Source organism: Limnohabitans radicicola, assembly GCF_014837235.1.
Lineage (GTDB): Bacteria > Pseudomonadota > Gammaproteobacteria > Burkholderiales > Burkholderiaceae_C > Limnohabitans_A > Limnohabitans_A radicicola.
This window is the reverse complement of the sequence record NZ_JACYFT010000001.1, coordinates 1,327,617-1,353,565: the sequence shown is the minus strand read 5'-3', so window position 1 is coordinate 1,353,565 and position 25,949 is coordinate 1,327,617. Positions and strand designations below refer to the sequence as shown.

25 protein-coding genes are annotated in these 25,949 nt (G+C 62.6%); 16 read left to right on the top strand and 9 right to left on the bottom strand.

Annotated elements, in window-relative coordinates; genetic code table 11:
- The 3 genes from IC609_RS06685 to IC609_RS06675 all read right to left on the bottom strand — a co-directional run bounded on the left by IC609_RS06685 (position 1) and on the right by IC609_RS06675 (position 2,765).
- Positions 1-1,464: a sensor histidine kinase gene (locus tag IC609_RS06685; protein WP_191818634.1), complete on the bottom strand. Its 1,464-nt coding sequence runs from the start codon at positions 1,462-1,464 to the stop codon at positions 1-3.
- A 28-nt stretch (positions 1,465-1,492) separates the two neighbouring features.
- Positions 1,493-2,167 carry a response regulator gene (locus IC609_RS06680; protein WP_191818633.1) on the bottom strand — a complete coding sequence of 225 codons (675 nt, stop codon included), beginning with the start codon at positions 2,165-2,167 and terminating at the stop codon, positions 1,493-1,495.
- Between the two features lie 127 nt (positions 2,168-2,294).
- Complete coding sequence (locus IC609_RS06675) at positions 2,295-2,765, bottom strand: MarR family winged helix-turn-helix transcriptional regulator (RefSeq protein WP_191818632.1); 471 nt, start codon at positions 2,763-2,765, stop codon at positions 2,295-2,297.
- Between the two features lie 141 nt (positions 2,766-2,906).
- On the opposite strand from IC609_RS06675, the gene recA reads away from it, so the two are divergent.
- The gene (gene recA / locus IC609_RS06670) at positions 2,907-3,941 is read left to right on the top strand and encodes a recombinase RecA (RefSeq protein ID WP_191818631.1); all 1,035 of its coding nucleotides are present in this window, start codon (positions 2,907-2,909) and stop codon (positions 3,939-3,941) included.
- Positions 3,941-4,396: a recombination regulator RecX gene (recX, locus tag IC609_RS06665; protein WP_191818630.1), complete on the top strand. Its 456-nt coding sequence runs from the start codon at positions 3,941-3,943 to the stop codon at positions 4,394-4,396. The genes recA and recX overlap by 1 nt, the downstream gene beginning before the upstream one ends.
- A 49-nt stretch (positions 4,397-4,445) precedes the next feature.
- Here the strand turns inward: recX and argC are convergent, their stop codons facing one another.
- Entirely contained in the window at positions 4,446-5,369 is a 924-nt protein-coding gene (gene argC, locus IC609_RS06660; RefSeq protein ID WP_191818629.1) for an N-acetyl-gamma-glutamyl-phosphate reductase, read from the bottom strand.
- A gap of 186 nt (positions 5,370-5,555) precedes the next feature.
- On the opposite strand from argC, the gene sucC reads away from it, so the two are divergent.
- From sucC to IC609_RS06620, 8 genes are all read left to right on the top strand, one after another.
- Complete coding sequence (gene sucC / locus IC609_RS06655) at positions 5,556-6,716, top strand: ADP-forming succinate--CoA ligase subunit beta (RefSeq protein WP_191818628.1); 1,161 nt, start codon at positions 5,556-5,558, stop codon at positions 6,714-6,716.
- Between the two features lie 14 nt (positions 6,717-6,730).
- Complete coding sequence (gene sucD / locus IC609_RS06650; protein WP_191818627.1) at positions 6,731-7,627, top strand: succinate--CoA ligase subunit alpha; 897 nt, start codon at positions 6,731-6,733, stop codon at positions 7,625-7,627.
- 195 nt (positions 7,628-7,822) lie between these two features.
- Positions 7,823-8,509 (top strand): TerC family protein, encoded by a 687-nt coding sequence (locus IC609_RS06645; protein WP_191818626.1) that lies wholly within the window; start codon positions 7,823-7,825, stop codon positions 8,507-8,509.
- A gap of 74 nt (positions 8,510-8,583) precedes the next feature.
- Positions 8,584-9,066, top strand: a complete 483-nt coding sequence (locus IC609_RS06640; protein ID WP_191818625.1) for a pilin — start codon at positions 8,584-8,586, stop codon at positions 9,064-9,066.
- 61 nt (positions 9,067-9,127) lie between these two features.
- Positions 9,128-10,600, top strand: coding sequence for a PglL family O-oligosaccharyltransferase (locus IC609_RS06635; protein ID WP_191818624.1), 1,473 nt, complete (start codon positions 9,128-9,130; stop codon positions 10,598-10,600).
- 52 nt (positions 10,601-10,652) lie between these two features.
- Complete coding sequence (locus tag IC609_RS06630) at positions 10,653-11,627, top strand: hypothetical protein (RefSeq protein WP_191818623.1); 975 nt, start codon at positions 10,653-10,655, stop codon at positions 11,625-11,627.
- Between the two features lie 24 nt (positions 11,628-11,651).
- Entirely contained in the window at positions 11,652-12,401 is a 750-nt protein-coding gene (locus IC609_RS06625) for a flagellar motor protein MotB (RefSeq protein WP_191818622.1), read from the top strand.
- A gap of 188 nt (positions 12,402-12,589) precedes the next feature.
- A complete protein-coding gene (locus tag IC609_RS06620; protein WP_191818621.1) occupies positions 12,590-13,426 on the top strand; it encodes a GNAT family N-acetyltransferase in 837 nt (278 codons plus the stop codon).
- 29 nt (positions 13,427-13,455) lie between these two features.
- On the opposite strand, the gene moaC is transcribed toward IC609_RS06620, so the two are convergent.
- Positions 13,456-13,941, bottom strand: coding sequence for a cyclic pyranopterin monophosphate synthase MoaC (moaC, locus tag IC609_RS06615; RefSeq protein ID WP_191818620.1), 486 nt, complete (start codon positions 13,939-13,941; stop codon positions 13,456-13,458).
- A 171-nt stretch (positions 13,942-14,112) separates the two neighbouring features.
- On the opposite strand from moaC, the gene IC609_RS06610 reads away from it, so the two are divergent.
- Complete coding sequence (locus IC609_RS06610; RefSeq protein ID WP_191818934.1) at positions 14,113-15,603, top strand: M48 family metalloprotease; 1,491 nt, start codon at positions 14,113-14,115, stop codon at positions 15,601-15,603.
- 22 nt (positions 15,604-15,625) lie between these two features.
- Here IC609_RS06610 and IC609_RS06605 read toward each other — a convergent pair whose 3' ends face one another.
- Positions 15,626-16,318, bottom strand: coding sequence for a TerC family protein (locus IC609_RS06605; protein WP_191818619.1), 693 nt, complete (start codon positions 16,316-16,318; stop codon positions 15,626-15,628).
- A gap of 334 nt (positions 16,319-16,652) precedes the next feature.
- Here IC609_RS06605 and IC609_RS06600 point away from each other — a divergent pair, with 334 nt between their 5' ends.
- On the top strand, positions 16,653-17,120 hold the full coding sequence (locus tag IC609_RS06600; RefSeq protein ID WP_191818933.1) for a DUF3717 domain-containing protein: 468 nt from the start codon (positions 16,653-16,655) through the stop codon (positions 17,118-17,120).
- Here IC609_RS06600 and IC609_RS06595 read toward each other — a convergent pair whose 3' ends face one another.
- Together IC609_RS06595 and purB are read right to left on the bottom strand one after the other, a co-directional pair.
- Complete coding sequence (locus IC609_RS06595) at positions 17,121-17,681, bottom strand: YaeQ family protein (protein ID WP_191818618.1); 561 nt, start codon at positions 17,679-17,681, stop codon at positions 17,121-17,123.
- 9 nt (positions 17,682-17,690) lie between these two features.
- Positions 17,691-19,091 carry an adenylosuccinate lyase gene (purB, locus tag IC609_RS06590; RefSeq protein ID WP_191818617.1) on the bottom strand — a complete coding sequence of 467 codons (1,401 nt, stop codon included), beginning with the start codon at positions 19,089-19,091 and terminating at the stop codon, positions 17,691-17,693.
- Between the two features lie 106 nt (positions 19,092-19,197).
- Between purB and IC609_RS06585 the strand changes: the two genes are divergently transcribed.
- On the top strand, positions 19,198-19,815 hold the full coding sequence (locus IC609_RS06585) for a glutathione S-transferase N-terminal domain-containing protein (RefSeq protein WP_191818616.1): 618 nt from the start codon (positions 19,198-19,200) through the stop codon (positions 19,813-19,815).
- Between the two features lie 28 nt (positions 19,816-19,843).
- On the opposite strand, the gene IC609_RS06580 is transcribed toward IC609_RS06585, so the two are convergent.
- Complete coding sequence (locus IC609_RS06580; protein WP_191818615.1) at positions 19,844-20,092, bottom strand: DUF3297 family protein; 249 nt, start codon at positions 20,090-20,092, stop codon at positions 19,844-19,846.
- Positions 20,093-20,348: 256 nt separating this feature from the next.
- On the opposite strand from IC609_RS06580, the gene IC609_RS06575 reads away from it, so the two are divergent.
- The 3 genes from IC609_RS06575 to IC609_RS06565 are packed head-to-tail and all read left to right on the top strand — an operon-like array spanning position 20,349 to position 25,913.
- Positions 20,349-21,449, top strand: a complete 1,101-nt coding sequence (locus IC609_RS06575; protein ID WP_191818614.1) for an efflux RND transporter periplasmic adaptor subunit — start codon at positions 20,349-20,351, stop codon at positions 21,447-21,449.
- A gap of 3 nt (positions 21,450-21,452) precedes the next feature.
- Entirely contained in the window at positions 21,453-24,644 is a 3,192-nt protein-coding gene (locus IC609_RS06570) for an efflux RND transporter permease subunit (protein ID WP_191818613.1), read from the top strand.
- A gap of 15 nt (positions 24,645-24,659) precedes the next feature.
- Entirely contained in the window at positions 24,660-25,913 is a 1,254-nt protein-coding gene (locus tag IC609_RS06565) for an Hsp70 family protein (RefSeq protein WP_191818612.1), read from the top strand.
- Positions 25,914-25,949 lie beyond the last annotated feature (36 nt).

Here is a 25,949-nt window from a genome sequence, read left to right as displayed (position 1 = left end):
TCAAAGCGGTACCGCAAAGCGCAGCGTGAAGCAGGCCCCGGGCGGCGTGTGCCCGGGATGCGCGGCATCCACCGTGATGCTGGCACCGTGGCGCTGCGCGATCTCGCGCACGATGGGCAGGCCCAGACCCGAGCCGTCCACATTGGTGCCCAAGGCGCGGTAGAACGGCTGAAAGACCAGCTCGCGCTCGGAAGCCGGAATGCCCGGGCCGTTGTCCTCGACCTGCATGACCAGCGCCTGGCTGTAGGGGTCCACCAGAATCCGCACCGTCACCACACCCGGACGCTCGGCCGTTGAGGGCGTGTAGTGGATCGCATTCTCGACCAGGTTGCGCACCATTTCCTTGAGCAGCGTGGGGTTGCCCGTGAGCTGCGCACCCGGGGTGTCGCTGGACGCGCCGTCATAGCCCAGATCGATGCCCTTGTCTGCCGCACGAGGGAAACAGTCCTGCAGCACCTCGCTGGCCAGCTCCACCATGTTGCACGGCTGCGCGGGCACGTTGCTGCCACCGCCTTCGGCGCGGGCCAGCGCCAGCAACTGGTTGACGGTGTGGGTGGCCTGCACGCTGGCGCGGCCAATGTGCTGCAGCGAGCGTTTGAGGTCTTCCTCGCTCTCGCCGTGGCGCTGCGCCAGGTCGGCCTGCATGCGCAGGCCTGCCAGCGGCGTCTTGAGCTGGTGCGCCGCATCGGCCAGAAAGCGCTTTTGCGTGGCGATCGAGTCTTTCAACCGGGTCAGCAGGTCGTTGACCGACACCACCAGCGGCGCCACTTCCATGGGCACGGCCTTGTCGTCAAGGGGGCTCAGGTCGTCGGGCTTGCGGGCGCGGATGCGCTCTTCAAGTTGGGACAGCGGCTTGATGCCGCGCACCAGCGCCAGCCACACCAGAAGCACCGCCAGGGGCAGGATCGCGAACTGGGGCAGCATCACCCCCTTGATGATCTCGGCAGCCAGCACAGAGCGTTTTTCGCGCGTTTCGGCCACCTGCACCAACGCCGGGCGGTTGCCGTCGGTGTCCAGTCGGATCCAGGTGTAGGCCACGCGCACTTCCAGCCCGCGCATCTCGTCATCGCGGATGCGCACCTCGTAGCTGTTGCCTTTGTCTTCTTCACGCGGGGGTTCGGGCAAATCGCGTTCACCGCTGAGGAACTCGCCCCGCGTGCCGCGCACCTGGTAGTACACGAGGTCGGTTTCATCGGCCCGCAGCAGCTCGCTGGCGGGCTGGGGCAGGTTGAACTGGACTTTGTGGTCAGGTCCGACCCGCACCTGCTGGGCCAGAGCCTGCACGTTGTAGACCATGGCCCGGTCGAAGGGCTTGTTGGCCAGGCCCTGCGCCACCAGCCAGGTCAGCGCCAGGCTGATGGGCCACAGCAGCAGGAGCGGCGTGAGCATCCAGTCCAGGATCTCGCCGAACAGCGAGCGCTGCTCGCGTTTGAAAATTTGTACGTTCCAGCCCCGGGACTTCATGGCTCAGCAGCGCGGGGCAGGCAGGACGTCAGCCCGGAATTTTTTCGAGGCAGTAGCCCAGACCGCGCACGGTGGCGATGCGGATAGGGCCTTTTTCGATCTTTTTGCGCAGGCGGTGGATGTAGACCTCAATGGCGTTGTTGCTGACCTCTTCGCCCCACTCGCACAGGCGCTCGACCAGCTGGTCCTTGCTGACCAGGCGGCCTGCACGCTGCAGCAGCACTTCAAGCAAGCCGAGTTCACGCGCCGACAATTCAACCATCTTGCCGTCGATGGTGGCCACGCGACCCGACTGGTCATAGATCAACGGGCCGTGCTTGATCTGCGAGGTCGCGCCGCCCATGCCACGGCGGGTGAGGGCGCGGACGCGGGCTTCGAGTTCCTGCAGGCTAAAGGGTTTGGCCATGTAGTCATCAGCACCATAGTCCAGGCCTTTGACACGCTCTTCGACACTGTCGGCGGCCGTCAAGATCAGTACCGGCAAGGTGGAGCCCCGTGCACGCAGGCGTTTGAGCACTTCCAGACCATGCAGTTTGGGCAGGCCCAGGTCCAGGATCAGCAAGTCGAACTCGTTGTTGGTCATCAGGGCCGCATCGGCCTCAGAGCCGCTGGCCACGTGGTCCACTGCGGCACCTGCGCTGCGCAAGGTGCGCAGCAATCCGTCCGCCAACACCTGGTCATCTTCGGCAATCAGAATTCGCATCGCTGTCTCCTGCACTCGGGCGGTCCGTTGGAGGTACTGCCCATTTCACCCTGTTTTGTCAGGTTTTGATTCTAGTGTGCTTCAGGCAGGGCACGGCCACGATCGGGCCTTACCCGCAACGGCGCACTCAACTGGCATAAGCCTCCAATCCCAGCGCCACCACAGTGGCCACCTCAGCGCCCACCGCTTCACGAAACTCCTGCTCGGCCTGGGCCACCGCGTCCTTGAACGCCTGCAGCCAGGCCAGACCGTCAGGGGTGAAGCGCACCTGTCTGGCACGGGCATCCAGCGGATCGTCCTCTTTGACCACCAGCCCCCAGGCCTCGCACTGGTTCACCAGATTGCCCATGGCCTGCTTGGTCATACCTGCGGCCTGTGCCAGCTCGGTCAGGCGCGCGCCCTCCAGCCCCAGATGGCGCGTGATGTGCACATGGGCGGCAGTGATCTGGTCACGCGCTGCCAGGTTGGCTAAGGCCAGCGGCACGCCCTCGTTGCTGGCCATCAAGGTCAACACACGCTCATCGAAGCGGCGCATGGCATGGCCAAGCAGCCTGCCCAGGTGGGTCTGGCGCCAGCGTTCATCGTCGGGTAGGGTCATGCCCAAATGGTAAATCAAACTGACCAAAAAAACTGTTTTCAACAACTTACTGTACGTGTACAGTACTGTTCAAGCATCCAGCAAACGCAGCAATGGCCAGCTTGCAGATGCGCCAACCCATTGATATTCAAGGAGATTCCCATGAGCGACGTCAACAGCGAAAAGTCCAAAGCCCTGCAAGCCGCCCTGGCCCAGATCGAGAAACAGTTCGGCAAGGGCACCATCATGCGCCTGGGCGAAGGCGAGGTGATCGAAGACATCCAGGTCGTCTCCACCGGCTCGCTGGGCCTGGACATCGCCTTGGGCGTCGGCGGCCTGCCCCGCGGCCGCGTGATCGAGATCTACGGTCCTGAGTCGTCAGGCAAAACCACGCTGACCCTGCAAGTGATTTCTGAAATGCAGCGCCTGGGCGGCACCTGCGCCTTTGTGGACGCCGAACACGCGCTGGACGTGCAGTACGCCCAGAACCTGGGTGTGAACCTGCAAGACCTGCTGATCAGCCAGCCCGACACCGGCGAGCAGGCCCTGGAGATCGTCGACAGCCTGGTGCGCTCCGGCGCGGTGGACCTGGTTGTCATCGACTCGGTGGCGGCCCTGACCCCCAAGGCCGAAATCGAAGGCGACATGGGCGACAGCCTGCCCGGCCTGCAAGCGCGTCTGATGAGCCAGGCCCTGCGCAAGCTGACCGCCACCATCAAAAAAACCAACTGCACGGTCATTTTCATCAACCAGATCCGCATGAAGATCGGCGTCATGTTCGGCAGCCCCGAAACCACCACGGGCGGCAATGCGCTCAAGTTCTACGCCTCGGTCCGCCTGGACATCCGCCGCACCGGCACCATCAAGAAGGGCGACGACGCGATTGGCAACGAAACCAAGGTCAAAGTGGTCAAAAACAAAGTCGCGCCCCCGTTCAAAACGGCCGAGTTCGACATCCTGTTCGGTGAAGGCATCAGCCGCCATGGTGAAATCATCGACATGGGCGTGAACGCCAAAGTCATCGAAAAATCCGGAGCCTGGTACGCCTACAACGGCGAAAAAATTGGCCAGGGCCGCGACAACGCCCGCGAATTCCTGCGCGAAAACCCCGACCTGGCCTTCGAAATCGAGAATAAAGTGCGTGACTCACTGGGCATCCCGCTGCTGGCCGCCACCACCGAAACCGCCGAGAACTGATGAACCGGCCCGGCTTCCAGCCCTCGCTCAAAGGCCGCGCCCTGCGGCTTTTGAGCCAACGCGAGCACTCCCGCGCCGAGCTGGAACGCAAGCTCGCCGCACATGAACAGGAACCGGGCGAACTGGCCAAAGCGCTGGACGAGCTGCAGGCCCGCGACTTCATCAACGATGGCCGCGCCATCGAATCGGTGATTCACCGCCGCTCGGGCAAGCTGGGCGCTGCGCGCATCAAACAGGAACTGGCCGCCAAAGGCCTGTCGGGTGAAGCAGTGGCCAACGCTTTGGCCCAACTCAAAGACAGCGAGCTGGAAAGGGCGCGCGAGGTGTGGCGCAAAAAGTTTGGCGCGCCAGCGCAAGACGCACAGGAGCGCAGCAAGCAAATCCGTTTTCTGATCACCCGGGGCTTTACCGCCGAAGTCGTGCGGCGCGTCGTGCAAGGCGCAGACGACGCGTGAATGCACCGGGCCAAACCCGGTCAGCCAACCGGGCAGCCCGTTGCGCGGGTCACAAACCCAGCATCAACTGGATGTTCTGCACCGCTGCGCCACTGGCACCCTTGCCCAAGTTGTCCAGGCGGGCGATCAGCACGGCCTGGCGGGCCTCCTCGTTGGCGAACACGCGAATTTCCAGCTTGTTGGTGTCGTTGAGCGCCAGGGCATCGAGCTTGCCGTTGTCGGTGGCCGGCTCCACACTGACCCAGCCGCCCGCCACGTGGCTGGCAGCATAGTGGGCACGCAGGGCTTCGTGCAGGTCGGCCGCTTTGGGACGGCCCGGCAGTTCGTCCAGGTGCAAGGGCAATTGCACCAGCATGCCCTGGCGGAAGTTGCCCACGGCAGGCACAAACAGAGGGCGACGGCTCAGCCCGGTGAACTTCATGATTTCCGGAATGTGCTTGTGTTTGAGGCCGAGGGCATAGGCTTCAAACAGCGGCGCCTTGCCCGCTTCGTAGTCTTCGATCATGGCGCGACCACCACCGGAGTAACCACTCACTGAAGGCAGACACACCGGGAAATCAGGCGGCAGCAGCCCGGCGTCGACCAAAGGCCGCAGCAAGGCGATGGCCCCGGTGGCGTAGCAGCCCGGGTTGGCCACGCGCTCGGCAGCCTGCACGGCCGCGCGCTGATCGGCCGCCAGCTCGGGGAAACCGTACACCCACTCGGGGTGGCAGCGGTGGGCGGTGGACGCGTCCACGATGCGGGGCTTTGGGCCCGTCAAGGTGTCGATCATGGCCACGGATTCGATGGCAGCATCGTCGTGCAGGCACAGCACCACCAGGTCGGCGGCGGCCATGAGTTCACGCTTGGCTTCGGGGTCTTTGCGCCGGGCCGGGTCGATGCTCAGCACCTGGACCTGGGGCATGAGCGCCAGACGTTCACGGATCTGCAAACCCGTGGTGCCCGCTTCGCCGTCGATGAAAATTTTGGCCATTTCAAGGATTTCCTGTTCCGTTCTGGCTCTTTGCGTCATGTCAATGTAAGACGCAAGGCTCAGGATTGATGCATTGCAGCATGATACAGTCCAAGGCTGCAGTGTCCAGAGCCTGCTGGCGTACACCCTTTGATACAGGGGCCCCGGCGGACCGGTCGAATTTCCACCCCTCTGAGAGAAGACCTCATGAAGATTCACGAGTACCAAGGCAAGGAAATCTTGCGTCAATTCGGTGTGCCAGTTCCCCGCGGCATTCCAGCGTTCACCGTTCAAGAAGCTGTCGAAGCCGCCCAAAAACTGGGCGGACCAGTGTGGGTGGTGAAAGCCCAGATCCACGCCGGTGGCCGTGGCAAAGGTGGCGGCGTCAAGGTGGCCAAAACCATTGACGACGTCAAGCGCATTGCTGGCGAGATCCTGGGCATGCAGCTCAAGACGCACCAGACCGGTCCTGAAGGCCAGAAAGTCCGTCGCCTCTACATCGAAGACGGTGCCGACATCAACAAAGAGTACTACGTGTCCATCGTGACCGACCGTGCCAGCCAGAAAGTGGCTGTGATCGCTTCGAGCGAAGGCGGCATGGACATCGAGGAAGTGGCCCACTCCACCCCTGAAAAAATCATCACCGAGCTGGTCGACCCCTTGACCGGCCTGGGCCAGGCACAAGCCCTGAAGATCGCCAACGCGGTGGGTCTAACTGGCGGCTCCGCCGACCAAGCCGCTGACGTGTTCCAAAAGCTCTACAAGTGCTACATGGACACCGACGCTTCGCTGGTGGAAATCAACCCCCTGAACTGCGACAGCAAGGGCAACATCATGGCCCTGGACGCGAAGTTCAACTTCGACTCCAACGCCCTGTTCCGTCACCCTGAAATCGTGGCTTACCGCGATCTGGACGAGGAAGATCCTGCCGAGGTGGAAGCTTCCAAGTTCGACTTGGCCTACATCAGCCTGGACGGCAACATCGGTTGCCTGGTCAACGGCGCAGGCCTGGCCATGGCCACCATGGACACCATCAAGCTGTTCGGCGGCGAGCCAGCGAACTTCTTGGACGTGGGCGGCGGCGCGACCGCCGAGAAGGTCACTGAAGCCTTCAAGATCATGTTGGGCAACAAGAATGTCAAAGGCATTCTGGTCAACATCTTCGGCGGCATCATGAAGTGCGACACCATCGCCACCGGCGTGATCACGGCCTGCAAGGCCGTGAACCTGTCCGTGCCACTGGTCGTGCGCATGAAGGGCACCAACGAAGAGCTGGGCAAGAAGTTGCTGGCCGAATCCGGTCTGCCCATCATTGCTGCAGACACCATGGCTGAAGCAGCCACCAAGATTGTTGCTGCTGTTAAGTAAGCCAGGAGAACCACATGTCGATCTACATCAACAAAGACACCAAAGTCATCACCCAAGGCATCACCGGCAAGACCGGTCAATTCCACACTGAGAAGTGCCAGGAATACGCGAACGGCAAGAACTGCTTCGTCGCGGGTGTGAACCCCAAGAAGGCTGGCGAGTCCATCTTCAATATCCCAATTTACGCATCGGTCAAAGAAGCCGCCACGCAAACTGGCGCGACCGTGTCCGTGATCTACGTGCCCCCAGCAGGCGCTGCTGCTGCGATCTGGGAAGCCGTCGAAGCCGACCTGGACATGGCCATCTGTATCACCGAAGGCATTCCAGTGCGTGACATGCTCGAAGTGCGCAACAAGATGAAGGCCAAGGAAGCCGCTGGCGGCAAGCGCACCCTGCTGCTGGGCCCCAACTGCCCCGGCCTGATCACGCCCGACGAGATCAAGATCGGCATCATGCCCGGTCACATCCACCGCAAAGGCCGCATCGGCGTGGTGTCCCGTTCGGGCACTCTGACCTATGAAGCCGTGGCGATGCTGACCGAAGTCGGTCTGGGCCAGTCCAGCGCTGTGGGTATCGGTGGCGACCCGATCAACGGCCTCAAGCACATCGACGTGATGAAGGCGTTCAACGACGATCCCGACACCGACGCCGTCATCATGATCGGTGAAATCGGCGGTCCGGACGAAGCCGAAGCTGCTCAATGGTGCAAGGCCAACATGAAGAAGCCCGTGGTCGGCTTCATCGCCGGTGTGACTGCCCCTCCCGGCAAGCGCATGGGCCACGCAGGTGCCCTGATCTCTGGCGGTGCCGACACGGCCGATGCCAAGCTGGCCATCATGGAAGAGTGCGGTTTCGTGGTGACACGCAACCCCTCCGAACTGGGCAAGCTGCTCAAGGCCCAGCTGAAGTAAAGTCATTGGGGACAGCTCTTCAAATCTGTCCCCAATGCATCTGCAGCAACCTGGTCGTGTCACCGAAGGCTCGGCCATAAGGGCTATTACGCACCCCCTGGCAGGCCTGGCCCGGTAAACTCGGGCCTCCTGCACATCAAAGCGCTGTCAACGCAGGTTGTCAGCGCTTTGGTTTTTATACCTACGGAGAACAACATGGAACTGCTGCAAAGCACCGAATTCTGGATCGGTCTGATCAAGATCATCTGGATCAACATCATCTTGTCAGGCGACAACGCCGTGGTCATCGCCCTGGCTGCCCGTTCACTGCCTGTCGAACAGCAAAAGAAAGCCATCATGTTTGGCTCGGGTGCTGCTGTGGTCCTGCGCATTGGCCTCACGGTGGTCGCTGCCAAATTGCTGGAACTGTCTTACCTGCAAATCATTGGCGGCATCTTGCTGCTGTGGATCGGTACGCAATTGCTGCACGAAGAAGATGAAGGCGAAGACGGCGATGGTGAAAAAGCCGGTCTGTGGGTCGCCATCCGCACCATCTTGATCGCGGATCTGGTGATGAGTCTGGACAACGTGATTGCCGTGGCCGCCGCCGCCAAAGGCAGCATGACGCTGCTGGTGTTGGGTCTGGCCATCAGCATCCCGCTGGTGATTTTTGGCAGCAAACTCATGATCAAGCTCATGGACCGTTTCCCGATCATCATCATTTTTGGCGCTGCCCTCATCGGCTGGGTCGGTGGCGAAACCATCGTTAGCGACGTCGCTCTGAAGTCCATCGTCGAAGCCAACACCTGGCTGCACTACGCTGGCCCCGCTCTGGGCGCCGCACTGGTTCTGGCCATTGGCAAGATGTCGGGCGCCAAAAAGGAAGAAGTGGCCCAAGCCTGACGGCCTGCCCCGGGAGTGGAGCAAACAGGTGGTTTGATTTACCATCGAGCTCCATTCACCAGGGAGGCAATGCCATGCAAAAAAGGCAACAAGGTTTGACATTGATCGAGCTGATGATCGTGATTGCGGTCATCGGCATCCTGGGGGCGCTGGCGCTGCCCGCCTACCAGGACTACACCATCCGCGCCAAGGCATCCGAAATGCTGCTGGCGGCCAATGGTTGCAAGACCGCTGTGACCGAAGCCATCAGCTCATCGTCTGACAGCAATGTGTCGGCCCAACTGCCCAAGGCCTGCGAAAGCCAGAGCAGCAAATACGTCAGTGGCATTACCGTCGACGGCAATGGTGTGATCACCGTGACGGGCAACCACGAAGCTCTGCGCGGCAGCACCAGCGCATCGGCCAATGCCATCGCGCTCACACCCCTGCAAACCGGTGACACCGCCATCAATGGCAGCACCGACGGTGGCAAGCCGATTTCAGGCTGGCGCTGTGGCCCGGCCAGCAGCAATGGGCTGCCCGTGAAGTACCTGCCTGCCTCATGCAAGGCATCCTGAACACCCAGCCCTCACACCCACGCCCTGCTTGCCCCAGGGCGTTTTTTCTGTTCGGCGTGGCATGGTGCTGAGCCCAGACCACCGCACGCTCACAGACAGGCCCAAGGTCTGGTCGCACATCTGGGTCAGTGTGTTGCTGGTCTTGCCGTGGGTACACCCCTGGGCACCATCGCCCCAATCGAACACTGTGCCCGTGCTCATCAGCTGGGCCTGTCTGTGCCTGCTGGCCCTGAGCGAGCAGATGCCCAGCCCCTCGGCCGTGGCGCGCGCCTGGGCCTGGGCAGCACTCATCAGCAGCGCCATGGGTCTGACCCAGTATTTCGGCCAGGCCCACCTGTTGGGTGGCGTGGTCCACGTGCCCGCCTACCTGGGCGACGCGGTGGGCAATCTGCGCCAGCGCAACCAGCTGGCCACGCTCACCAGCATGGGCGTGGTGGCGGTGCTGTGGTGGCAAACCCAAGGCCTGCGCCAGAGCCACGCCTGCTGGATGCTCGCGCTGCTGGCCGTGGGCAATGCCGCCACGGGCTCGCGCACAGGCCTGCTGGAGCTGGTGCTGGTCACGCTGCTGTGCGTGGCCTGGTCACTGAGCCGAGGTCCAACCCCAGTCAAGCTCTCCTGGCGCTGGAGCCTGGCCACACTTGCTGTGTGCCTGCTGGCCAGTGCGTTGCTGCCCAAGGCCCTGTCGGCCATCACCGCGCAAGACGTGGCAGGCGCCGTCAGCCGGCTGGGCCACGACGAAGGTTGCGGCAGCCGCCGGGTGCTCTGGGGCAATGTGCTGCACCTGATTGGGCTCCAACCCTGGACGGGCTGGGGCTGGGGTGAACTCAAATACGCGCACTACATCACGCCTTACCCCGGTGAGCGTTTCTGCGACATCCTGGGCAACGCGCACAACCTGCCGCTGCACCTGGCCGTGGAGTTGGGCGTGCCTGCGGCAGTGGGCATCGTCGGCGCCATGCTGGCCCTGGTCTGGCGGCTCAAGCCCTGGCGCATCGAGCGCTCTGAACACACGCTGGCTTGGGGCGTGCTGGCCGTCATCGGTCTGCACAGCCTGCTCGAATACCCGCTCTGGTACGGCCCGTTTCAGGTCGCCACCTTGCTGTGCGCCTTGCTGCTGTGGCCTGCCTGGCCCAGCGTGTCACGGCGCTGGTCGCAAGGGGTGCAGTGGATCGGTCTGGGCGCTCTGGTGCTGGGGCTGCTGGTCGCTGCCGACTACTGGCGCATGCGGCAGATCTACCTGCCGGCAGCCGAACGCTTCCCACTCTGGCGCGTGGACCCTTGGGACGCGTCGCGTCACACCGTGTTCTTCGAGCCCGCTTACCGCTTTGCGCAGCTCACAACCACGCAAGTGAGTGCAGGCAACGCCGTCTGGGTGCTCGATACCAGCCTGGAGATGCTGCACTACTCGCCCGAGCCGCGCATCGTTCAGGCCGTCATCGACAGCGCTCGCCTGTTGGGGCGCGATGACTTGGTGGCGCTGCACCGGCAACGTCTGCAACAAGCCTTCCCTAGCACCGCCAGTTCACCCCATTGAATTGGGTTAACCTTGAACCGACTGACCACTTGCACACACACGCCAAGACACCATGAACGCACTCACCACCTGGCTCGGACAAAACGGGCACCTCTGCGCCGTGGCCCTTCTGATCGCTCTGGTCGTCATCCATTACCTGACCCAATTTGTGGCCCCGGCCATGCGGTTGAAGCGCACACTGGCCCAAGCCATTGAGCGGCTCGGCACCATCAAGGCCAGCGCGGCCAGTCAGGGTGTGGACTTGGCACAGATCGATCAAGACGTGATGACCGAGCCGCGCCTGGCACACCTTTGGAGCCAGTACGCCAACGGCCTGCACCCGCACTGGGGGCAGGGCCAGACAGCAGCGCCTGCATCTGTGCAACAAAGCCGCGTACAGGCTTTGTCCGAAACCTTTTTTGCGGCCATGAAAGCCAAGACCGGCACCGCCGTGGTCAACCTGACAAACATCGAACAGCAAGTGCTGGGCGATCCGCGCCTGGCGAGCCTCTGGGCCGAGTACTCCGAAGCGCTGCAAGGCATGCCTGCCGTTACCCCCGCCGAGCCTGCACGCGTCAAACAGTGGCGCTCTGCGGCGCTGGCTGAGACCTATTTCTCGGAACACGCGCTGGTGGACTCGCCGCTGCAAACCGACTTCTACAAACACGTGCCCGGCATCCTTACAGGTCTGGGCATCATTGGCACGTTCTCAGGCCTCATCATGGGCCTGGTCCACTTTGACGTGTCCAACCCTGAAACCACGCAAACCCAGCTGAGCCTGCTGGTGCAAACCGTGGGGCAGGCGTTTTGGGTGTCGGCCGCAGCCATCACCCTGGCCATGCTGTTCACCTGGATAGAAAAGTCGCTGCTGACCGCCCGCTACGCGCAGGTCGAAGCGCTGCAGCACCTGATCGACAGCCTGTTTGAAGGCAGCTCGGGCGAAAGCTACCTGGAGCGCCTGGTCGCCGCCGCCGAAGCGCAGGCCGCCGCCTCACATGAGATGCTGCGCGAAATGCGCCGCACGCTCAGCGAGTTGAGCGGTAAATGAGCGCGGTCCATTGAGCGCCCGACCATGCTCCGCCTGAAGACCCCCCGACACCGCCGCGCCAAAGACGAGGCCGAAAAACCGTTTTGGATCTCGTTTTCGGACCTGATGACCGCACTCATGGTGCTCTTCCTGGTCGCCATGGCGGTGGCACTGATGGGCGTCACCCAGGGCCTGCGCAAGATCGAAGAAACGCGCAAGGACCGCGAGGAAACCATCCAGTCCTGCATTGCCGACATCGACCAGATCGCGCAAAAACCCGAGTTCAAAGGCGTCAAAGTGCGCGGCCAGACCATCGACTTTGGCCCATTGGCCGAGTTCCGCAAGAATGGCAACGAACTGAGCCCCGAGCGCATGGCCTTTTTGCGCAACTTTGTGCCCCAGGTGCTGGAGGTGGCCCGCCACCCGAACTGCCAAAAATGGCTCAAGCGCTTTGTGGTCGAAGGCTTTGCCAGCCAGGAAGGCTCCTACCTCTACAACCTGAACCTGAGCCTGGCGCGCTCGCAACGTGTGCTGTGCGTGCTGCTCGACGCCAGCGCCCCCGATGCCCCGAGCCAAGAAGACCGCCGACTGATCCGCCAACTCTTCCTGGTCGGCGGCTCGTCCTTCAACGCCGCCATCCTCGACCAACCCGAAAAAAGCCGCCGCGTGGAACTGCGCCTGGAGTTCAAGGAACTGCGCCAAGACTGCCGGGCCGGCGACACGGCCTGCCAGTCAGAAGCACCGCCACCGATTCCTTGGGATGAGGATTTCAAGTGTCCTGTGGCGGGGCAGTGACCAACGCGCCACAAACGCCCGCTCTTGCCCCCGTGCTTTTCCAGCAGCGTGATGCCGGTCATGGTCATGGCTCGATAATGCTTATTGCAGATTCGCAGTACAGGCTGGATTTGAACGAGGGGTAAAACCCGGCCAACCGATGTACGGATCGCTACCGTAGCATTACCTTGTCATGAAAACGATCATTGATGACGACACTTTCAGCCTGTCTCGGATTGGGAATTCGCTCTGACCTGATGCTTCTGAAGAAAAGCGGTCTCGTTACAGAACACCCTGATGGTGTATGCGTCATTTCGCCAGGCAACCCTGACTTCTATTTCGGCAATTTTTTTGCCCCTTTCACACATCCAACGATCGAGACAATTCCCGATGTGCGTAAACGCTTTACCGAACTGATTGGCTGCCATCCAGGCATTGAACATGAAAGTTTTGCATGGAGTTGTCAGCATGCTGACGAAAAAACTCTTGAAGTATTTGCACAAAATGGTTTTCGTGTTGAGCAATCGCTTGTCTTGACTTGTAGGCCAAAGCAGCTTCTCTCACCAAACAAAACTGTGCCAGATCTGGTCATCCGAAATGCTTCGCAATTCGATATTGCCAGTCTGTGGCAACTTTATGCACGATTTACGCGTGAACAATCAAACGGTAAATTACCGCCTGCAGAACATCGGTTTCTAAGCGCCCGCATTCATGAATTCATCGAGCTGATCAAAACGGGAATGGGAAATTGGCACGTGGCAGTTATCAATGGCCGAATTGTCGCTGCCTTAGGTTTGTTTTTCGAAGGACCAATTGGTCGTTTTCAGGAAGTACTCACTGATTCACGATGGCGAAATCGCGGCATTTGCGCAGCACTTGTTCATAAGGTATCGCAAGATGCGTTTTGTAACGGAGTACAAGACTTGATCATGGTCGCGGATTCAACGTACCATGCACTGCGCGTGTACCGCAACCTCGGATTTCAAGACATTGAAAGCCTGATCACTGTGTGCAAGCCATCACGCCAAGATCAGAACACAAAATGAGTTCTCAGCAAGAAGACGTTAATCCGCCTTTACTTGCCAACAACCCACGACCCCGACTTCCCCCCATGCTTTTCCAGCAGCGTGATGCCGGTCATGGTCATGCCGCGGTCCGCTGCTTTGCACATGTCGTAAATGGTCAGCAGGGCCAACTGCACGGCGGTGAGGGCTTCCATTTCCACGCCGGTCTGGCCCACGGTTTCGGCGGTGGCGGTGCAGACGACTTCGCTGCTGTCGGCCAACACTTCAAACTCGACCGCTACGCGGGTCAAGGCGATGGGGTGGCACAGGGGGATCAACTCGCTGGTTTTCTTGGCGCCCATGATGCCGGCGATGCGGGCAATGCCCAGCACGTCGCCCTTTTTGGCGGTGCCCGACTGGATCAGCGCCAGTGTGGCGGGTGCCATGCCGATGCGGCCTGTGGCGACGGCCACCCGGTGGGTGCTGGTTTTGGCCCCCACGTCCACCATGTGGGCCTGGCCCTGGGCATCGAAATGGGTCAAGGGGGAAGAACTCATGCTTTACCTGTAGAAATAGAGGTTTACAAAAACTTGTCAAGAATGGCGCATGATACGGCCAACGATGCCCCGCACGCCTGAGGATTTGCCCGCTTGAACCGCCCTTTGTCCCACCGTTCTTTGCCCCCTTTAAAGCGCTTGTGCGCAGCACTGCTGGCCTGCGCGCTGTGCATGCCCCCGGCCTGGGGGCAACGCAATGCCTTGCCGTCTTTGGGCGAGGGCGAGGGCATTTCACTCAGCGCCGAGCGACAGTTGGGCGACCGGATTGCCCGCGAGCTGTACCGCGACCCCGATTACCTCGAAGACCCCGTGCTCGACGAGTACATCCAGCGGCTGTGGGCGCCGCTGGTGCAGTCTGCCGCCGCACGGGGTGAGCTGTCGCCCGAGCTGCGCGAGCGCTTTGCCTGGCGTTTGCTGCTGGGACGCGACCGCTCGGTCAACGCCTTTGCGCTGCCCGGGGGTTATCTGGGGGTGCATCTGGGCCTGATCGCGGTGGTGACCTCTGACGACGAGCTGGCCTCGGTGCTGGCGCACGAGCTCAGCCACGTCACGCAACGCCACATTGCCCGCTCGATGGAAAGTCAGGCCAAGATGACGCCCTGGATGCTGGGCAGCCTGATTCTGGGCGCGCTGGCCGCCAGCAAGAGCCCGCAGGGCGCACAGGCGCTGATCGTGGGCGGGCAGGCGGCGGCCATACAGTCGCAGCTGAGTTACACGCGCGACATGGAGCGCGAAGCCGACCGTGTGGGTTTTGGCGTGATGAGCGAAGCAGGTTACGACCCGCGTGGCTTTGTCGGCATGTTCGGCAAGCTGCAGCAGGCCGCTGGGGTGAACGACAACGGCGCTTTTCCTTACCTGCGCAGCCACCCGCTGACCACCGAGCGCATTGCCGACATGCAGGGGCGACTGCAACTGAACCTGCCTGTGCGCGGCGCTTCGACCCATGAATTTGTGCAGGCCTTGCTGGCCGCCCGTGCAAGGGTGCTCTCGCAAAACGGTGTGGATGCCTTGCGTGCCTGGATCACAGGTGCGCAAAACCTGAGCGACAAGCTGCCACCACGCGAGCGTGCTGGTCGGCTGTACGCCGCGACGCTGGCGCACATGCAACTGCGCGACTGGGCGGGTGCAAACCCATCCATGCAAGCGCTGGAGCAAGCGGTGCAGCTGCGCCCGGATGCTGTGCGGCTGGTGCGCCTGCTCAAGGCCGAAGCCGCCGCCATGCAAAACGATTTTCCGCAAGTGGTGCAGCTGCTGACGGTGCCGCCGCCTTCAGGTCCACTGGCGCGGCCTGAATTGATCGCCTTGGCGCAAGCCCTCACACAGTTGCCTGCACACACCGGGCACGCCGAGGTGATCCGGCATCTGCGCGAGCTGATCGTGACATCACCCGCCGACGCCCAGGCTTGGCAGGTGCTGGCGGGCTTGCTGCGCTCGCAAGGTCAAACCGTGGCGGCGCTGCGAGCCGAAGGCGAATCGCAGTGGGTCAAAATGGACGTGACAGGCGCGATCGACCGTTTGCGGGCCGCCCAGGACCTGATGCGCAATGACCGCCGTCAGGCGGTGGACCACATCGAGGCGTCCATCGTGGACGCCCGTTTGCGGCAGTTCCAGACGCAGCTGCGCGAGATGCAGCTGGAACAGCAGCGGCGCGGCGCTTTGTAAAAAAGCCCCGCGCCTGCCGACTTCAATGGGACAAGGTGGCGCTGTTCGAGCGCTTGGCTGCCCAGCTGCCCAGACCGAGCACACCCGCCACAGCCAGACCATACACAGACCACTGCAACCAGGCGTTGCCAGGGGCATCGAACACAGCATCGAGCAAGGGCTCGCCAATCACCATCTTGGCAGCGGTGAAAGCCAGCACGGCAGCACCCAGCTGGATGATGACCGGGAAGCGCTCGACCAGTTTGAGCACCACCGAACTGCCAAACACCACAATCGGCACGCTGACCAGGAGGCCAATGATCACCAGGTCCCACGAGCCGTGTGCAGCGCCAGCCACACCCAGCACGTTGTCCACACCCATCAGGGCGTCGGCCACGATGATGGTTTTCATGGCGCCCCAAAAGGTCGATGCCGCAGGCCCATGGTCATCGCCCTGGCCCGTGTCGGCCAGCAGCTTGTAGGCGATCCACAGCAGGCCCAGGCCACCCACCAGCATCAGGCCGGGGATTTGCAGCAGCCAGACCACGCCCAATGTCATGACGCTGCGCACGGCGATGGCACCCACGGTGCCCCAGACAATGGCTTTCTTTTGCAGTTCAGGCGGCAAGCTGCGTGCGGCCAGCGCGATCACGATGGCGTTGTCACCCGCCAGCACGAGGTCAATCAGGATGATGGCCAGCAAAGCGGACCACCAGGGGGCAGAAAAAAGTTCCATGCAAACACTCCGAGTTGTTGAAATCAACACCTGCGCAAACGCTTGGGGCCAAACTGGATGTTCGCCTTCGACCGCCTTGCACAGGCTCATGTCGAAGGTCTTGCTCAGTACAAAAAGACTTTGTACCCGACAGACCGGAGGCCTGCAAGGCCACGTATTGACGGACTGTCGTGATCGCAGCCGAGGCGGCTGCAGGCGGGAGCTACTCCCCTTCAGAACCCGTATTGGAACCGATTCGGCATTGCCCATGCAAAAGTTGGGGATATTGTCCGACGCGCGCTGCGCCTGAATGCGCCCTGAACCCGCTATGATCCCCCTCCCACACCCCAAGACCATGGCCGGAATCCACATCACCGACATCGAAGCCGCCATCAACCACTGGCGCGCCAAGAACCCCTCACCTGACGGGGTCACGCTGCCGCGCGAGCTGCGCGCGCTGGCCGAGGTGTACGCGCTGATGGTCTACTACAAACATGACTTGGCCGACGAGTTCACGTTGCCGCTGGCCGCAGCCGAGGCTTGGCAAGACTGGTACGCCACCACGCCCGACACCCCCTGCATCGCGATTTGCTCGACCAGCCAAGGGGACGCTAACTGCAAAGGCTGCGGTCGCAGTTTTGAAGAAGTGCAGCTGTGGACCGAGATGACACCCGGTGAAAAACGCGCCGTCTGGCACCGCATCACGGTGGAAGGTACATCCTGGCGCTTCAACAAATACGCTGAACGCGCCGCCGAAGACCGCCACTGGGCCAAGGCCGCCGCAGAGGCCCAGGTAACGCTGGACCTCAAGCCTGCAGCTTGATCACTTCCAGCGTGTCAGCTCAATGTGCACGCTGCCTTGGTCGCTGCTGAAGGTGACTGACCCCTCCTGCACCGTGGCTTGCAGTTGCATGCTGCGCTCGGCCAGTTTGGCCAGCTCCTGAGAGCCTTCGGTCGGCACGCGCCAGACCTGCAGCTTGTCCAGGCGGGTGAGTTTGGTCTCGATGCCCTTCCACCAGACTTCGGCCGCGTGGTTGAAGCAGTACAGCAGCACCTCATCGGCCTTCTGGCAGGCTTTCATGATCGGCTTGTCTTCAGGCTGACCGACTTCGATCCACATGCGGGTCTGCCCAGTGAAGTCGCGCAGGCTCACATCCGGATCGTCAGGGTCAGACAGGCCCGCGCCAAAGGCCAGCTTGCCGTCGCCGTTGCACACGGCCTGCAGCTTGTAGGCGTTGATGGCCAGCGCCAGCAGGCGCATCATCATGCGCTCATCGGTCTCGCTCGGGTGGCGGGCCAGCGTCAGCGCGTGGTCTTCGTAATAGCTGTGATCGATGTCAGCGATCGACAGGTTGGCTTTGTAGATGGTGGATTTGAGGGCCATGTGACCCCATCAAACCCTGCGGGCCAACTCGGCGGCCTTGCCGACATAGCTGCCGGGCGTCATGGCCAGCAGACGGTCCTTGTCGGCCTGCGGGATCTCCAGGCTTTCAATGAGCTTGTGGAGATCGGCCGCGGTCACGGTCTTGCCGCGCGTGACTTCCTTGAGCTTTTCGTAGGCGCCCTGCACACCGTAGCGACGCATCACGGTCTGGATCGGCTCGGCCAGCACTTCCCAGGCGGCATCCAGGTCGGCGGCCAGCGCTTCTTCGTTCAGTTCGAGTTTGTTCAAGCCGGTCATGAGCGAGGCATAGGCCAGCGTGGTGTAACCCAAGCCCACGCCCATGTTGCGCAGCACGGTCGAGTCGGTCAAGTCACGCTGCCAGCGGCTGATCGGCAGCTTCTCGCTCAGGTGCTTGAGCACGGCGTTGGCCAGGCCCAGGTTGCCTTCGGCGTTCTCGAAGTCGATCGGGTTGACCTTGTGCGGCATGGTGGACGAACCAATCTCACCCGCCTTGAGGCGCTGCTTGAAGTAGCCCAGGCTCACATAGCCCCAGATGTCGCGTGCCAGGTCGATCAGGATGGTGTTGGCGCGGGCCGTGGCATCGAACAGCTCGGCCATGTAGTCGTGCGGCTCGATCTGGATGCTGTAGGGCTGGAAAGTGAGGCCCAGGCCCCAGTTGGCGTCTTGCGTCTCGCCCAGTTCAGGCGTCTCCACGACTTTCTTGGCAAAAGCTTCCCAGTCAAAGTCGGGCCAGGCCGACAGGTGCGCGTTGTAGTTGCCCACGGCGCCGTTCATCTTGCCCATGAGCTTGACGGCGGCGATCTTCTCGCGGCAGGCGTTCAGGCGCATCACCACGTTGGCCATTTCCTTGCCCACGGTGGTGGGACTGGCGGTCTGGCCGTGGGTGCGGCTGAGCATGGGCACCTCGGCAAAGGCGTGCGCCATCTCGCGCAGTTTGGCAATGATGCCGTCCAGGCCCGGCAACATGACTTCGGCACGGGCGTGCTTGATCTGCAGGGCGTGGCTGGTGTTGTTGATGTCTTCGCTGGTGCAGGCGAAGTGCACAAATTCAGCGTTCTTTTCCAGCTCCGGTCGGTCCTTGAACTTGGACTTGATCCAGTACTCGACGGCTTTGACGTCGTGGTTGGTGGTCTTCTCGAATTCCTTGATGGCCACGCCATCGGCCTCCGAGAAGTTCTTGACCAGCCCCGTGAGGTAGCTGCGTGCGCCGGGCGAAAGGGGCTTGAACTCGTCAAAACCCGCGTCCGACAGGGCGATGAACCACGCCACCTCCACCTGAACACGGCGGTGCATGTAGCCCAGCTCGCTCACCAGAGGGCGCAAGGCGTTGAGTTTGCTGGCGTAACGGCCATCCAGCGGCGACAGGGCGGAAATGGGGGAGAAATTCATGCCCCGATTGTAAGTTGCGGGCCTTTCAGGGCCGTGACACGGCCTGCGAGGCAGCCGATCGCTGCTTACCCTAGAATCCCAACCGGTTTTCCCCTAAAGTCACTGCATGAAACTCATCGGCTCACTCACCAGTCCTTACGTCTGCAAGGTTCGCATCGTCCTTGCCGAGAAAAAGCTGGATTACACCTTCGTCACCGAAGACGTCTGGTCGGCCGACACCCGAATTTCCGAGTCCAACCCCTTGGGCAAGGTGCCTTGCCTGATCATGGAAGGCCACGAGGCCGTGTTTGACTCGCGCGTGATCGTGGAGTACCTGGACACCCTCTCACCCGTGGGCAAGCTGATTCCGTCAGGCGGGCGCGAACGCGCTGCCGTCAAGACCTGGGAAGCTCTGGCCGATGGCGTGATGGACGCGGCCATCCTGGCGCGCATGGAAAGCATCTGGCCCGGCCGCGCTGACAGCCAGCGCAGCCAGGCCTGGATCGACCGCCAGATGGGCAAAATCGACACCAGCCTGCGCGCCATGAGCGCTGGCCTGGGCGACAAGCCTTTTTGCTCGGGCGTGCACATGAGCCTGTCGGACATCGCCGTGGGCTGTGCCCTGGGCTATCTGGACCTCCGCTACAGCCAGATCGACTGGCGCGCAGCGCACCCTAACCTGCACAAGCTCTACGACAAGCTGAGCCAGCGCCAGAGTTTCATCGACTGCATGCCCAAGGCCTGAAGCGGCCTGTGCTGCAAGCGCAGGGGCCTTATTTGTAGAAGGCCTCGACTTGGCCCTTGAGCTTGATCATGAGGGGGTTGCCCTTGCGATCCACCGTTTTGCCTGCGGGCACCTTGATCCAGCCTTCGCTCACGCAATACTCCTCAACGTCCGAGCGCTCCTTGCCATTGAAAAGGATGCCGATGTCGTGCTCAAAGATGGCGGCCACATGGTGCGGGCTGCGCGGGTCAATCGACAGGTGATCGGGCAATTCGGGACGGGCGGTCGGTTCGGTCATGGGCTGAAACAGTCGGTGAGACAAATGAAGCCGCCATTGTCCACGCTTTTGTCCATGCTTCTTCCCCCACATGGGTCCACACATGGCGCGCACCCCGCCCCAGAAAAACTGTAGGCCCAACTGACGCCCCAAGGCCCTTTCCGTGGCGGCCTGCGGTATGCTTCGCGCTTCATTCAGGGTGCGCCTGCACCTGCCGCAGACCGGGCTGTGCCCTGCCGTTCATTGGCCCCGTCTGCACCAATTTAAGGGAATAGTCATGTTGTCCAAAGCGCTGGTGTGTTTGTGCCTGGTGGGTACTCTGGTGGCCTGCAGCAAGCCGGCCACCGAAGAAAAGAAAAGCGAAACCACTGCCGCCCTGAGTCTGGGCCAAGAAGACGTGCTGGTGCTGGACGCGCTGGAGCATGGCAGCGGCCCCGTGATCACCGGCTCGGTGCAGCCTGAGCGCCGCGCCGACCTGCGTGCCGAGGTCTCGGCCGTGGTGCTGCGCGTGTTCAAGGAGAACGGCGACACCGTGCGCCAGGGCGACTTGCTGGTGAGCCTGGACGATGCGGTGCTTCGCGACAACCTGTCCTCGGCCGAAGAGGGCAGCCGCGCCGCAGGCCAATCGTTTGATAGCGCCGATCGGCAGTACCAGCGTCAGAAATCATTGCAGGCCCAAGGCATGGTGTCGATGCAGGCCCTGGAAGAATCCGAAGTGCGCCGCAACACCGCCCAAAGCGAATGGGTGGCCGCCAAGGCCCGTGTGGCCGCCGCGCGCCAGCAACTGGACCGCACCCTGGTGCGCGCACCGTTTGACGGCATGGTCAGTGCACGCAAGGTGTCGGCAGGCGACACCGCCCAGATCGGCAAGGAGCTGGTGCAGATCATCGACCCCGCCAGCATGCGCTTTGAGGGCATGGTCTCGTCTGACCAGATGCATGTGCTCAAGCCCGGACAGCGCGTGAGCTTCCGCATCAATGGCGTGGAAGGCCAAACGGCCACAGGCAAGATCCGCCGCATCGACGCCTCGGCCAACCCGGTCACGCGCCAGGTCTCGGTGCTGGTGGACTTCACAGGCGATGCCCGCCCACCCATTGTGGGCCTGTATGCCGAAGGACTCGTGGAGACACAGACCGCACCCGCCCTGATGTTGCCCGAATCCGCCCTGGTGCGTGAAGGCGACAAGGTCTCGGCCTGGGTGCTGGACGGCCAAACCGTGCGCAAGCAGGCGCTGGAGCTGGGTGCGCGCGATGCACGCCTGGGGCGCTGGGTGGTCCGTTCAGGGCTCAAGAACGGCGACCGCGTGGTGCGCAGCCCGGGCAGCAACCTCAAGGACGGTCAGGCCTTCACGCTGCGCTCTGAAAAAAGCGGGAGCTGATCCATGTTCCTGTCCAATTTCAGCGTCCGCCGCCCGGTGGTGACGGTGGTCATCATCATCATGCTCATGGCCCTGGGGCTTCTGGCCATCAAGAAGCTCAAGGTCAACCAGATTCCCGACGTCGCGCTGCCGCTCCTGGTGGTGGACATCAACTACCCCGGGGCCTCGCCCGACACGGTCGAGCGCGAAGTGCTCAACCGGGTAGAAAAATCCCTGCAGTCGGTCAGCGGCATCAAGGAACTCAAAACCTCGGCCAACGAAGGCAACGCCAATTTTCTGGTGTTTTTCGAGTTCAAGAAAAACCTGATCGAGGCCACCGACGAGGTGCGCAACGCCATCGGCACGGTGCGCTACAAGCTGCCCACCGAAATCCGCGAGCCGGTCATCTTGCGCGTGGACCCCTCTGCGCAGCCCATCATGCAGTTGGCGCTGTCTTCTTCCAGCCAAAAGCACGCCGAGATTTCGCGCCTGGCCGAAGACCAGCTGGCCGACAAATTCCGCGCCATCCCGGGCGTGGCCCAGGTCAAGGTCAACGGCTCGCTCAAGCGCGAATTGAGTGTTTTGCTGCATTCGCAGAAGCTGCGCGAAGTCAACGTGTCGGTGGCCGAAGTGGTCAACGCCCTGCGCAACCAGAACATCGCCGCCCCGGTGGGCAAAATCCGTGGCGAGATGCAGGACCAGAGCATCCGGCTGCTCGGGCGCATCGAGTCGCCTGCCGATTTCCAGCAGATCGTGATCCGCCGCAGCGGCAACGAACTGGTGCGGCTGGGGCAGGTCGCCACCATCGAGGACGGCTTTGCCGAAATGAACAACCTCAGTGTGCGCAACGGTCACCCCAACGTGGGCCTGGCCGTCACCCGCACGCGTGAAGCGTCCACCGTGTCGGTGGCCAACGAGGTGCGCAGCCTGGTCAAGAGCATCAACGAGACCCTGCCCAAAGGCACCCAGATCGACATCACGCAAGACGGTGGCAAAGACGCCGAAAACAGCCTGAACAACGTGATCGAAGCCTTGGTGTTTGGCGCGGTGCTGACCATTTTTGTGGTCTATGTGTTCCTCAACTCCTGGCGCTCAACGCTGATCACTGCCCTGTCGCTGCCCACCTCGGTCATCACCGCCTTCATCGCGGTGTGGCTGTGCGGCTTCACGCTCAACTTCATGAGCCTTTTGGGACTGTCGCTGGCCATTGGCGTGCTGATCGACGACGCCATCGTGGTGCGCGAGAACATCGTGCGCTTCATGGAGCGGGGCTTCAACCGCCGTGAAGCGGCCCTGCAAGGCACCGCTGAAATCGGTCTGGCCGTGGCTGCGACCACGTTCTCCATCGTGGCGGTGTTCATCCCGGTGGCCTTCATGCCGGGTGTGTCCGGCGAGTGGTTCCGCCCCTTTGGCCTCACGGTGGTGGCTTCGGTGCTGGTGAGCCTGCTGATCTCGTTCACGCTCGACCCCATGCTGTCGGCCTACTGGGGCGACCCACCCGGGCACCACGAGGTGCCCAAGCAAGGCATCAGCCTGTGGCTGGCGCGCTTCAACACCTGGTTTGACCACCAGGCCGACCGCTATGGCCGCGTGATCGCCTGGGCGCTGCACCACCGCCGCTGGATGTCCGCTTTTGCGCTCATCAGCCTGGTGGGCGCACTGGCCTTGCAGGCCAAGTTTGGCGGCTCCAGCTTCCTGCCCGCCACCGATGGCAACACGCTGGCCATCGATGTGCGCACCCCGGCCAGCAGCAGCCTCGAATACGCCCGCCTCAAACTCGACGCCGCGGCAGCACTCGCGCGCTCGCTGCCCGAAACCCAAGCCACCAACAGCAACATCAACCCCGGCGGTGGCCGCATCTATGTCGACATTGGCAAGAGCACTGAGCGCCAACGCTCGGCGCAAGAGATTGGCGCCGAGCTGCGCTCGCGCATCGGCTTGCTGGTGGGTGCCGAGTTCACCGTGCTCGACGACCTGAACAACGGCGCGGCCAAGCCCGTGCAGATCCAGTTCACGGGCACCGACTCGCGCAAGCTGCTGGAGATCACCAACGACTTCATGGCGCGTCTGCGCAAAGTGCCCGGCGCGGTGGACGTGGGCCTGTCGCAGCAAGACCCGCAAAACGAGCTGCGCATCGAACTGGATCGCGGTCTGGCCAACTCGCTGGGCATCTCGGCCGCCGACGCGACCAACGCACTGCGTGTGGCGTTTGCGGGTGTCGAGGTCGGTGACTGGGTGGACCCCACAGGCGAAGCCCGTGACGTGGCCGTGCGCCTGGCCCCCGAAGACCGCACCGACGCCAGCAACATCGAGCGCCTGCCCATCGCCGTGGCGGGCACCAGCACCATCGTGCCCTTGGCCCAGATCGCCAAGGTCACGCTGGGGCAAGGTCCTTCGCGGATCGAGCACGCCGACGGCAAGCGCACCATCGCTGTCTCGGCCAACGCCCAAGGCCGCTCCAGTGGCGAGGTCACGGCCGATGCACTGAAGATCGCGCGTGAAATGAACTTCCCGCCCGGCTACGGCCTGCAGCTGGCAGGCGCCTCCAAAGACCAAAAAGAAGTGTTTGGCGACATGGGCGTGGCGCTGGTCTCGGGCATCGCACTGATGTACCTGATCCTGGTGATGCAGTTCAGCTCTTTCACGGCACCTCTGGCCGTGATGCTGTCGCTGCCGCTGTCGCTCATTGGTGTGGTGCTGGCCCTGCTGCTGACAGGCGGCACGCTCAATCTGATGAGCTTCATCGGCGTGATCATGCTGATGGGTCTGGTGGCCAAAAACGCCATCTTGCTGCTGGACGCCGCCCGCACCGAAGAAGCGCGAGGCGTGGACCGCGAAGAAGCCCTCATGAACGCCGGACGCAAGCGCCTGCGTCCGATCCTGATGACCACCTTCGCGCTGATCGCGGGCATGCTGCCCGTGGCCATCGGCATGGGCGAGGGCGGCGAGTTTTACCGCCCCATGGCGGTGGCCATCATCGGTGGCACCATCACCTCCACGCTGCTCACGCTGCTGGTGGTGCCCAGCTTCTACGACAGCATCGAGCTCAAGCGCGACCACCTGTTCGCCAAGTTTCGTGCGCGTGAAGCGCGCTGGAACACCGCCGTGTCGGTGGTGCTGACCGCGCTGGAAGTGCTGATGACCCTGCTGATGCTGCGCATGGTCTACCGGGGTGTCATGCGCCTCCTGGCCTGGAAACGCACCCGCACGGCCTGAGCCGACGCACGCGCCATGTCTGCACCGAACCCGGGCACGCTCGGCATTGACTTTGGCACGTCCAACTCGGCCATGGCCTGGGCCGACGCGCAAGGCGCGGCCCGGCTGATCCCGCTCGAAGGCACAGCGCTGGCCATGCCCACCGCTGTGTTCTACAACGCCGAAGACGGGGGCACCCACTTTGGCCGCGACGCCATCGCGCAGTACCTCGAAGGCACCGAGGGGCGCCTGATGCGTTCGCTCAAAAGCCTGCTGGGCAGCCCGCTGCTGATGGAGACCACCCAGATCCACCACCAAGCCGTGAGCTTTCAGGACATCATTGCGACCTTTTTGGGAGCGCTGCGCGAGCGCGCCACGCAGGCCCTGGGTACAGCGCCGCAGCGCGTGGTGATGGGCCGCCCGGTTCACTTTGTGGACGACGATGCCGAACGCGATGCGCTGGCGCAGCAATCGCTTTTGCAAGCGGCGCAGTCGGTGGGTTTTGCCGAGGTGTCGTTCCAGCTCGAGCCGATTGCCGCAGCATTGGATTACGAGCGCCGCCTGAGCCGCGAGAGCACCGTGCTGGTGGTGGACATCGGTGGCGGCACCTCGGACTTCACGGTGGTGCGGTTAGGCCCCGGACGCATGCACAAAAGCGACCGCACAGGCGATGTGCTGGCCACCACAGGCGTGCACATTGGCGGCACCGACTTTGACCGGCGACTGAACCTGGAGCAAGTCATGCCACTGCTGGGCTTCAAACACATCGGCCCCCAGCAGCGCGAAGTCCCCAGCCGTGTCTTCTTTGACCTGGCGACCTGGCACCTGATCCACTGGCAGTACCAAGCCAAAGCCATCAGCCAGGCACAGGCCCTGCGCAGCAACTACAGCGATCTGGCGCTGCACGCGCGGCTCATGCAGGTGCTGCACGAGCGGCTGGGGCACCACATCGCCCACGAGGTGGAGCAAGCCAAGATCCGCTGCTCGCAAGCGGGCAGCGACACCGCTGTCGGCTTGTCTATGTTGCAAGCGCAGCTGAGCGCCCCCATGGGTGTGGCCGACATGCGCGAGCACCTGGCCGAACTGCTGCAACGCACGGTGGCTTGCGCGCGGGAATGTGTGCACCAGGCCGAGCTTCAGGCCTCGGGTCTGGACGGCATTTACCTCACGGGCGGTTCATCGGCCCTGCGGCCATTCCAGCAGGCCCTGCAGGCCACGTTCACGGGTGTGCCCTTGATCGAAGGCGATCTGTTTGGCGGTGTGGCCTCGGGCCTGGCCTACAGCCGCTGAAGTCGGCGCATGGCTGGGCTCTTGGCTCGCCGATGG

Bases quoted from the DNA above. Each gene is read 5' to 3' on its own strand.
- IC609_RS06685 (WP_191818634.1), bottom strand. From the start codon at position 1,464: ATGAAGTCCCGGGGCTGGAACGTACAAATTTTCAAACGCGAGCAGCGC.
- IC609_RS06680 (WP_191818633.1), bottom strand. From the start codon at position 2,167: ATGCGAATTCTGATTGCCGAAGATGACCAGGTGTTGGCGGACGGATTG.
- IC609_RS06675 (WP_191818632.1), bottom strand. From the start codon at position 2,765: ATGACCCTACCCGACGATGAACGCTGGCGCCAGACCCACCTGGGCAGG.
- recA (WP_191818631.1), top strand. From the start codon at position 2,907: ATGAGCGACGTCAACAGCGAAAAGTCCAAAGCCCTGCAAGCCGCCCTG.
- recX (WP_191818630.1), top strand. From the start codon at position 3,941: ATGAACCGGCCCGGCTTCCAGCCCTCGCTCAAAGGCCGCGCCCTGCGG.
- argC (WP_191818629.1), bottom strand. From the start codon at position 5,369: ATGGCCAAAATTTTCATCGACGGCGAAGCGGGCACCACGGGTTTGCAG.
- sucC (WP_191818628.1), top strand. From the start codon at position 5,556: ATGAAGATTCACGAGTACCAAGGCAAGGAAATCTTGCGTCAATTCGGT.
- sucD (WP_191818627.1), top strand. From the start codon at position 6,731: ATGTCGATCTACATCAACAAAGACACCAAAGTCATCACCCAAGGCATC.
- IC609_RS06645 (WP_191818626.1), top strand. From the start codon at position 7,823: ATGGAACTGCTGCAAAGCACCGAATTCTGGATCGGTCTGATCAAGATC.
- IC609_RS06640 (WP_191818625.1), top strand. From the start codon at position 8,584: ATGCAAAAAAGGCAACAAGGTTTGACATTGATCGAGCTGATGATCGTG.
- IC609_RS06635 (WP_191818624.1), top strand. From the start codon at position 9,128: ATGGTGCTGAGCCCAGACCACCGCACGCTCACAGACAGGCCCAAGGTC.
- IC609_RS06630 (WP_191818623.1), top strand. From the start codon at position 10,653: ATGAACGCACTCACCACCTGGCTCGGACAAAACGGGCACCTCTGCGCC.
- IC609_RS06625 (WP_191818622.1), top strand. From the start codon at position 11,652: ATGCTCCGCCTGAAGACCCCCCGACACCGCCGCGCCAAAGACGAGGCC.
- IC609_RS06620 (WP_191818621.1), top strand. From the start codon at position 12,590: ATGACGACACTTTCAGCCTGTCTCGGATTGGGAATTCGCTCTGACCTG.
- moaC (WP_191818620.1), bottom strand. From the start codon at position 13,941: ATGAGTTCTTCCCCCTTGACCCATTTCGATGCCCAGGGCCAGGCCCAC.
- IC609_RS06610 (WP_191818934.1), top strand. From the start codon at position 14,113: ATGCCCCCGGCCTGGGGGCAACGCAATGCCTTGCCGTCTTTGGGCGAG.
- IC609_RS06605 (WP_191818619.1), bottom strand. From the start codon at position 16,318: ATGGAACTTTTTTCTGCCCCCTGGTGGTCCGCTTTGCTGGCCATCATC.
- IC609_RS06600 (WP_191818933.1), top strand. From the start codon at position 16,653: ATGGCCGGAATCCACATCACCGACATCGAAGCCGCCATCAACCACTGG.
- IC609_RS06595 (WP_191818618.1), bottom strand. From the start codon at position 17,681: ATGGCCCTCAAATCCACCATCTACAAAGCCAACCTGTCGATCGCTGAC.
- purB (WP_191818617.1), bottom strand. From the start codon at position 19,091: ATGAATTTCTCCCCCATTTCCGCCCTGTCGCCGCTGGATGGCCGTTAC.
- IC609_RS06585 (WP_191818616.1), top strand. From the start codon at position 19,198: ATGAAACTCATCGGCTCACTCACCAGTCCTTACGTCTGCAAGGTTCGC.
- IC609_RS06580 (WP_191818615.1), bottom strand. From the start codon at position 20,092: ATGACCGAACCGACCGCCCGTCCCGAATTGCCCGATCACCTGTCGATT.
- IC609_RS06575 (WP_191818614.1), top strand. From the start codon at position 20,349: ATGTTGTCCAAAGCGCTGGTGTGTTTGTGCCTGGTGGGTACTCTGGTG.
- IC609_RS06570 (WP_191818613.1), top strand. From the start codon at position 21,453: ATGTTCCTGTCCAATTTCAGCGTCCGCCGCCCGGTGGTGACGGTGGTC.
- IC609_RS06565 (WP_191818612.1), top strand. From the start codon at position 24,660: ATGTCTGCACCGAACCCGGGCACGCTCGGCATTGACTTTGGCACGTCC.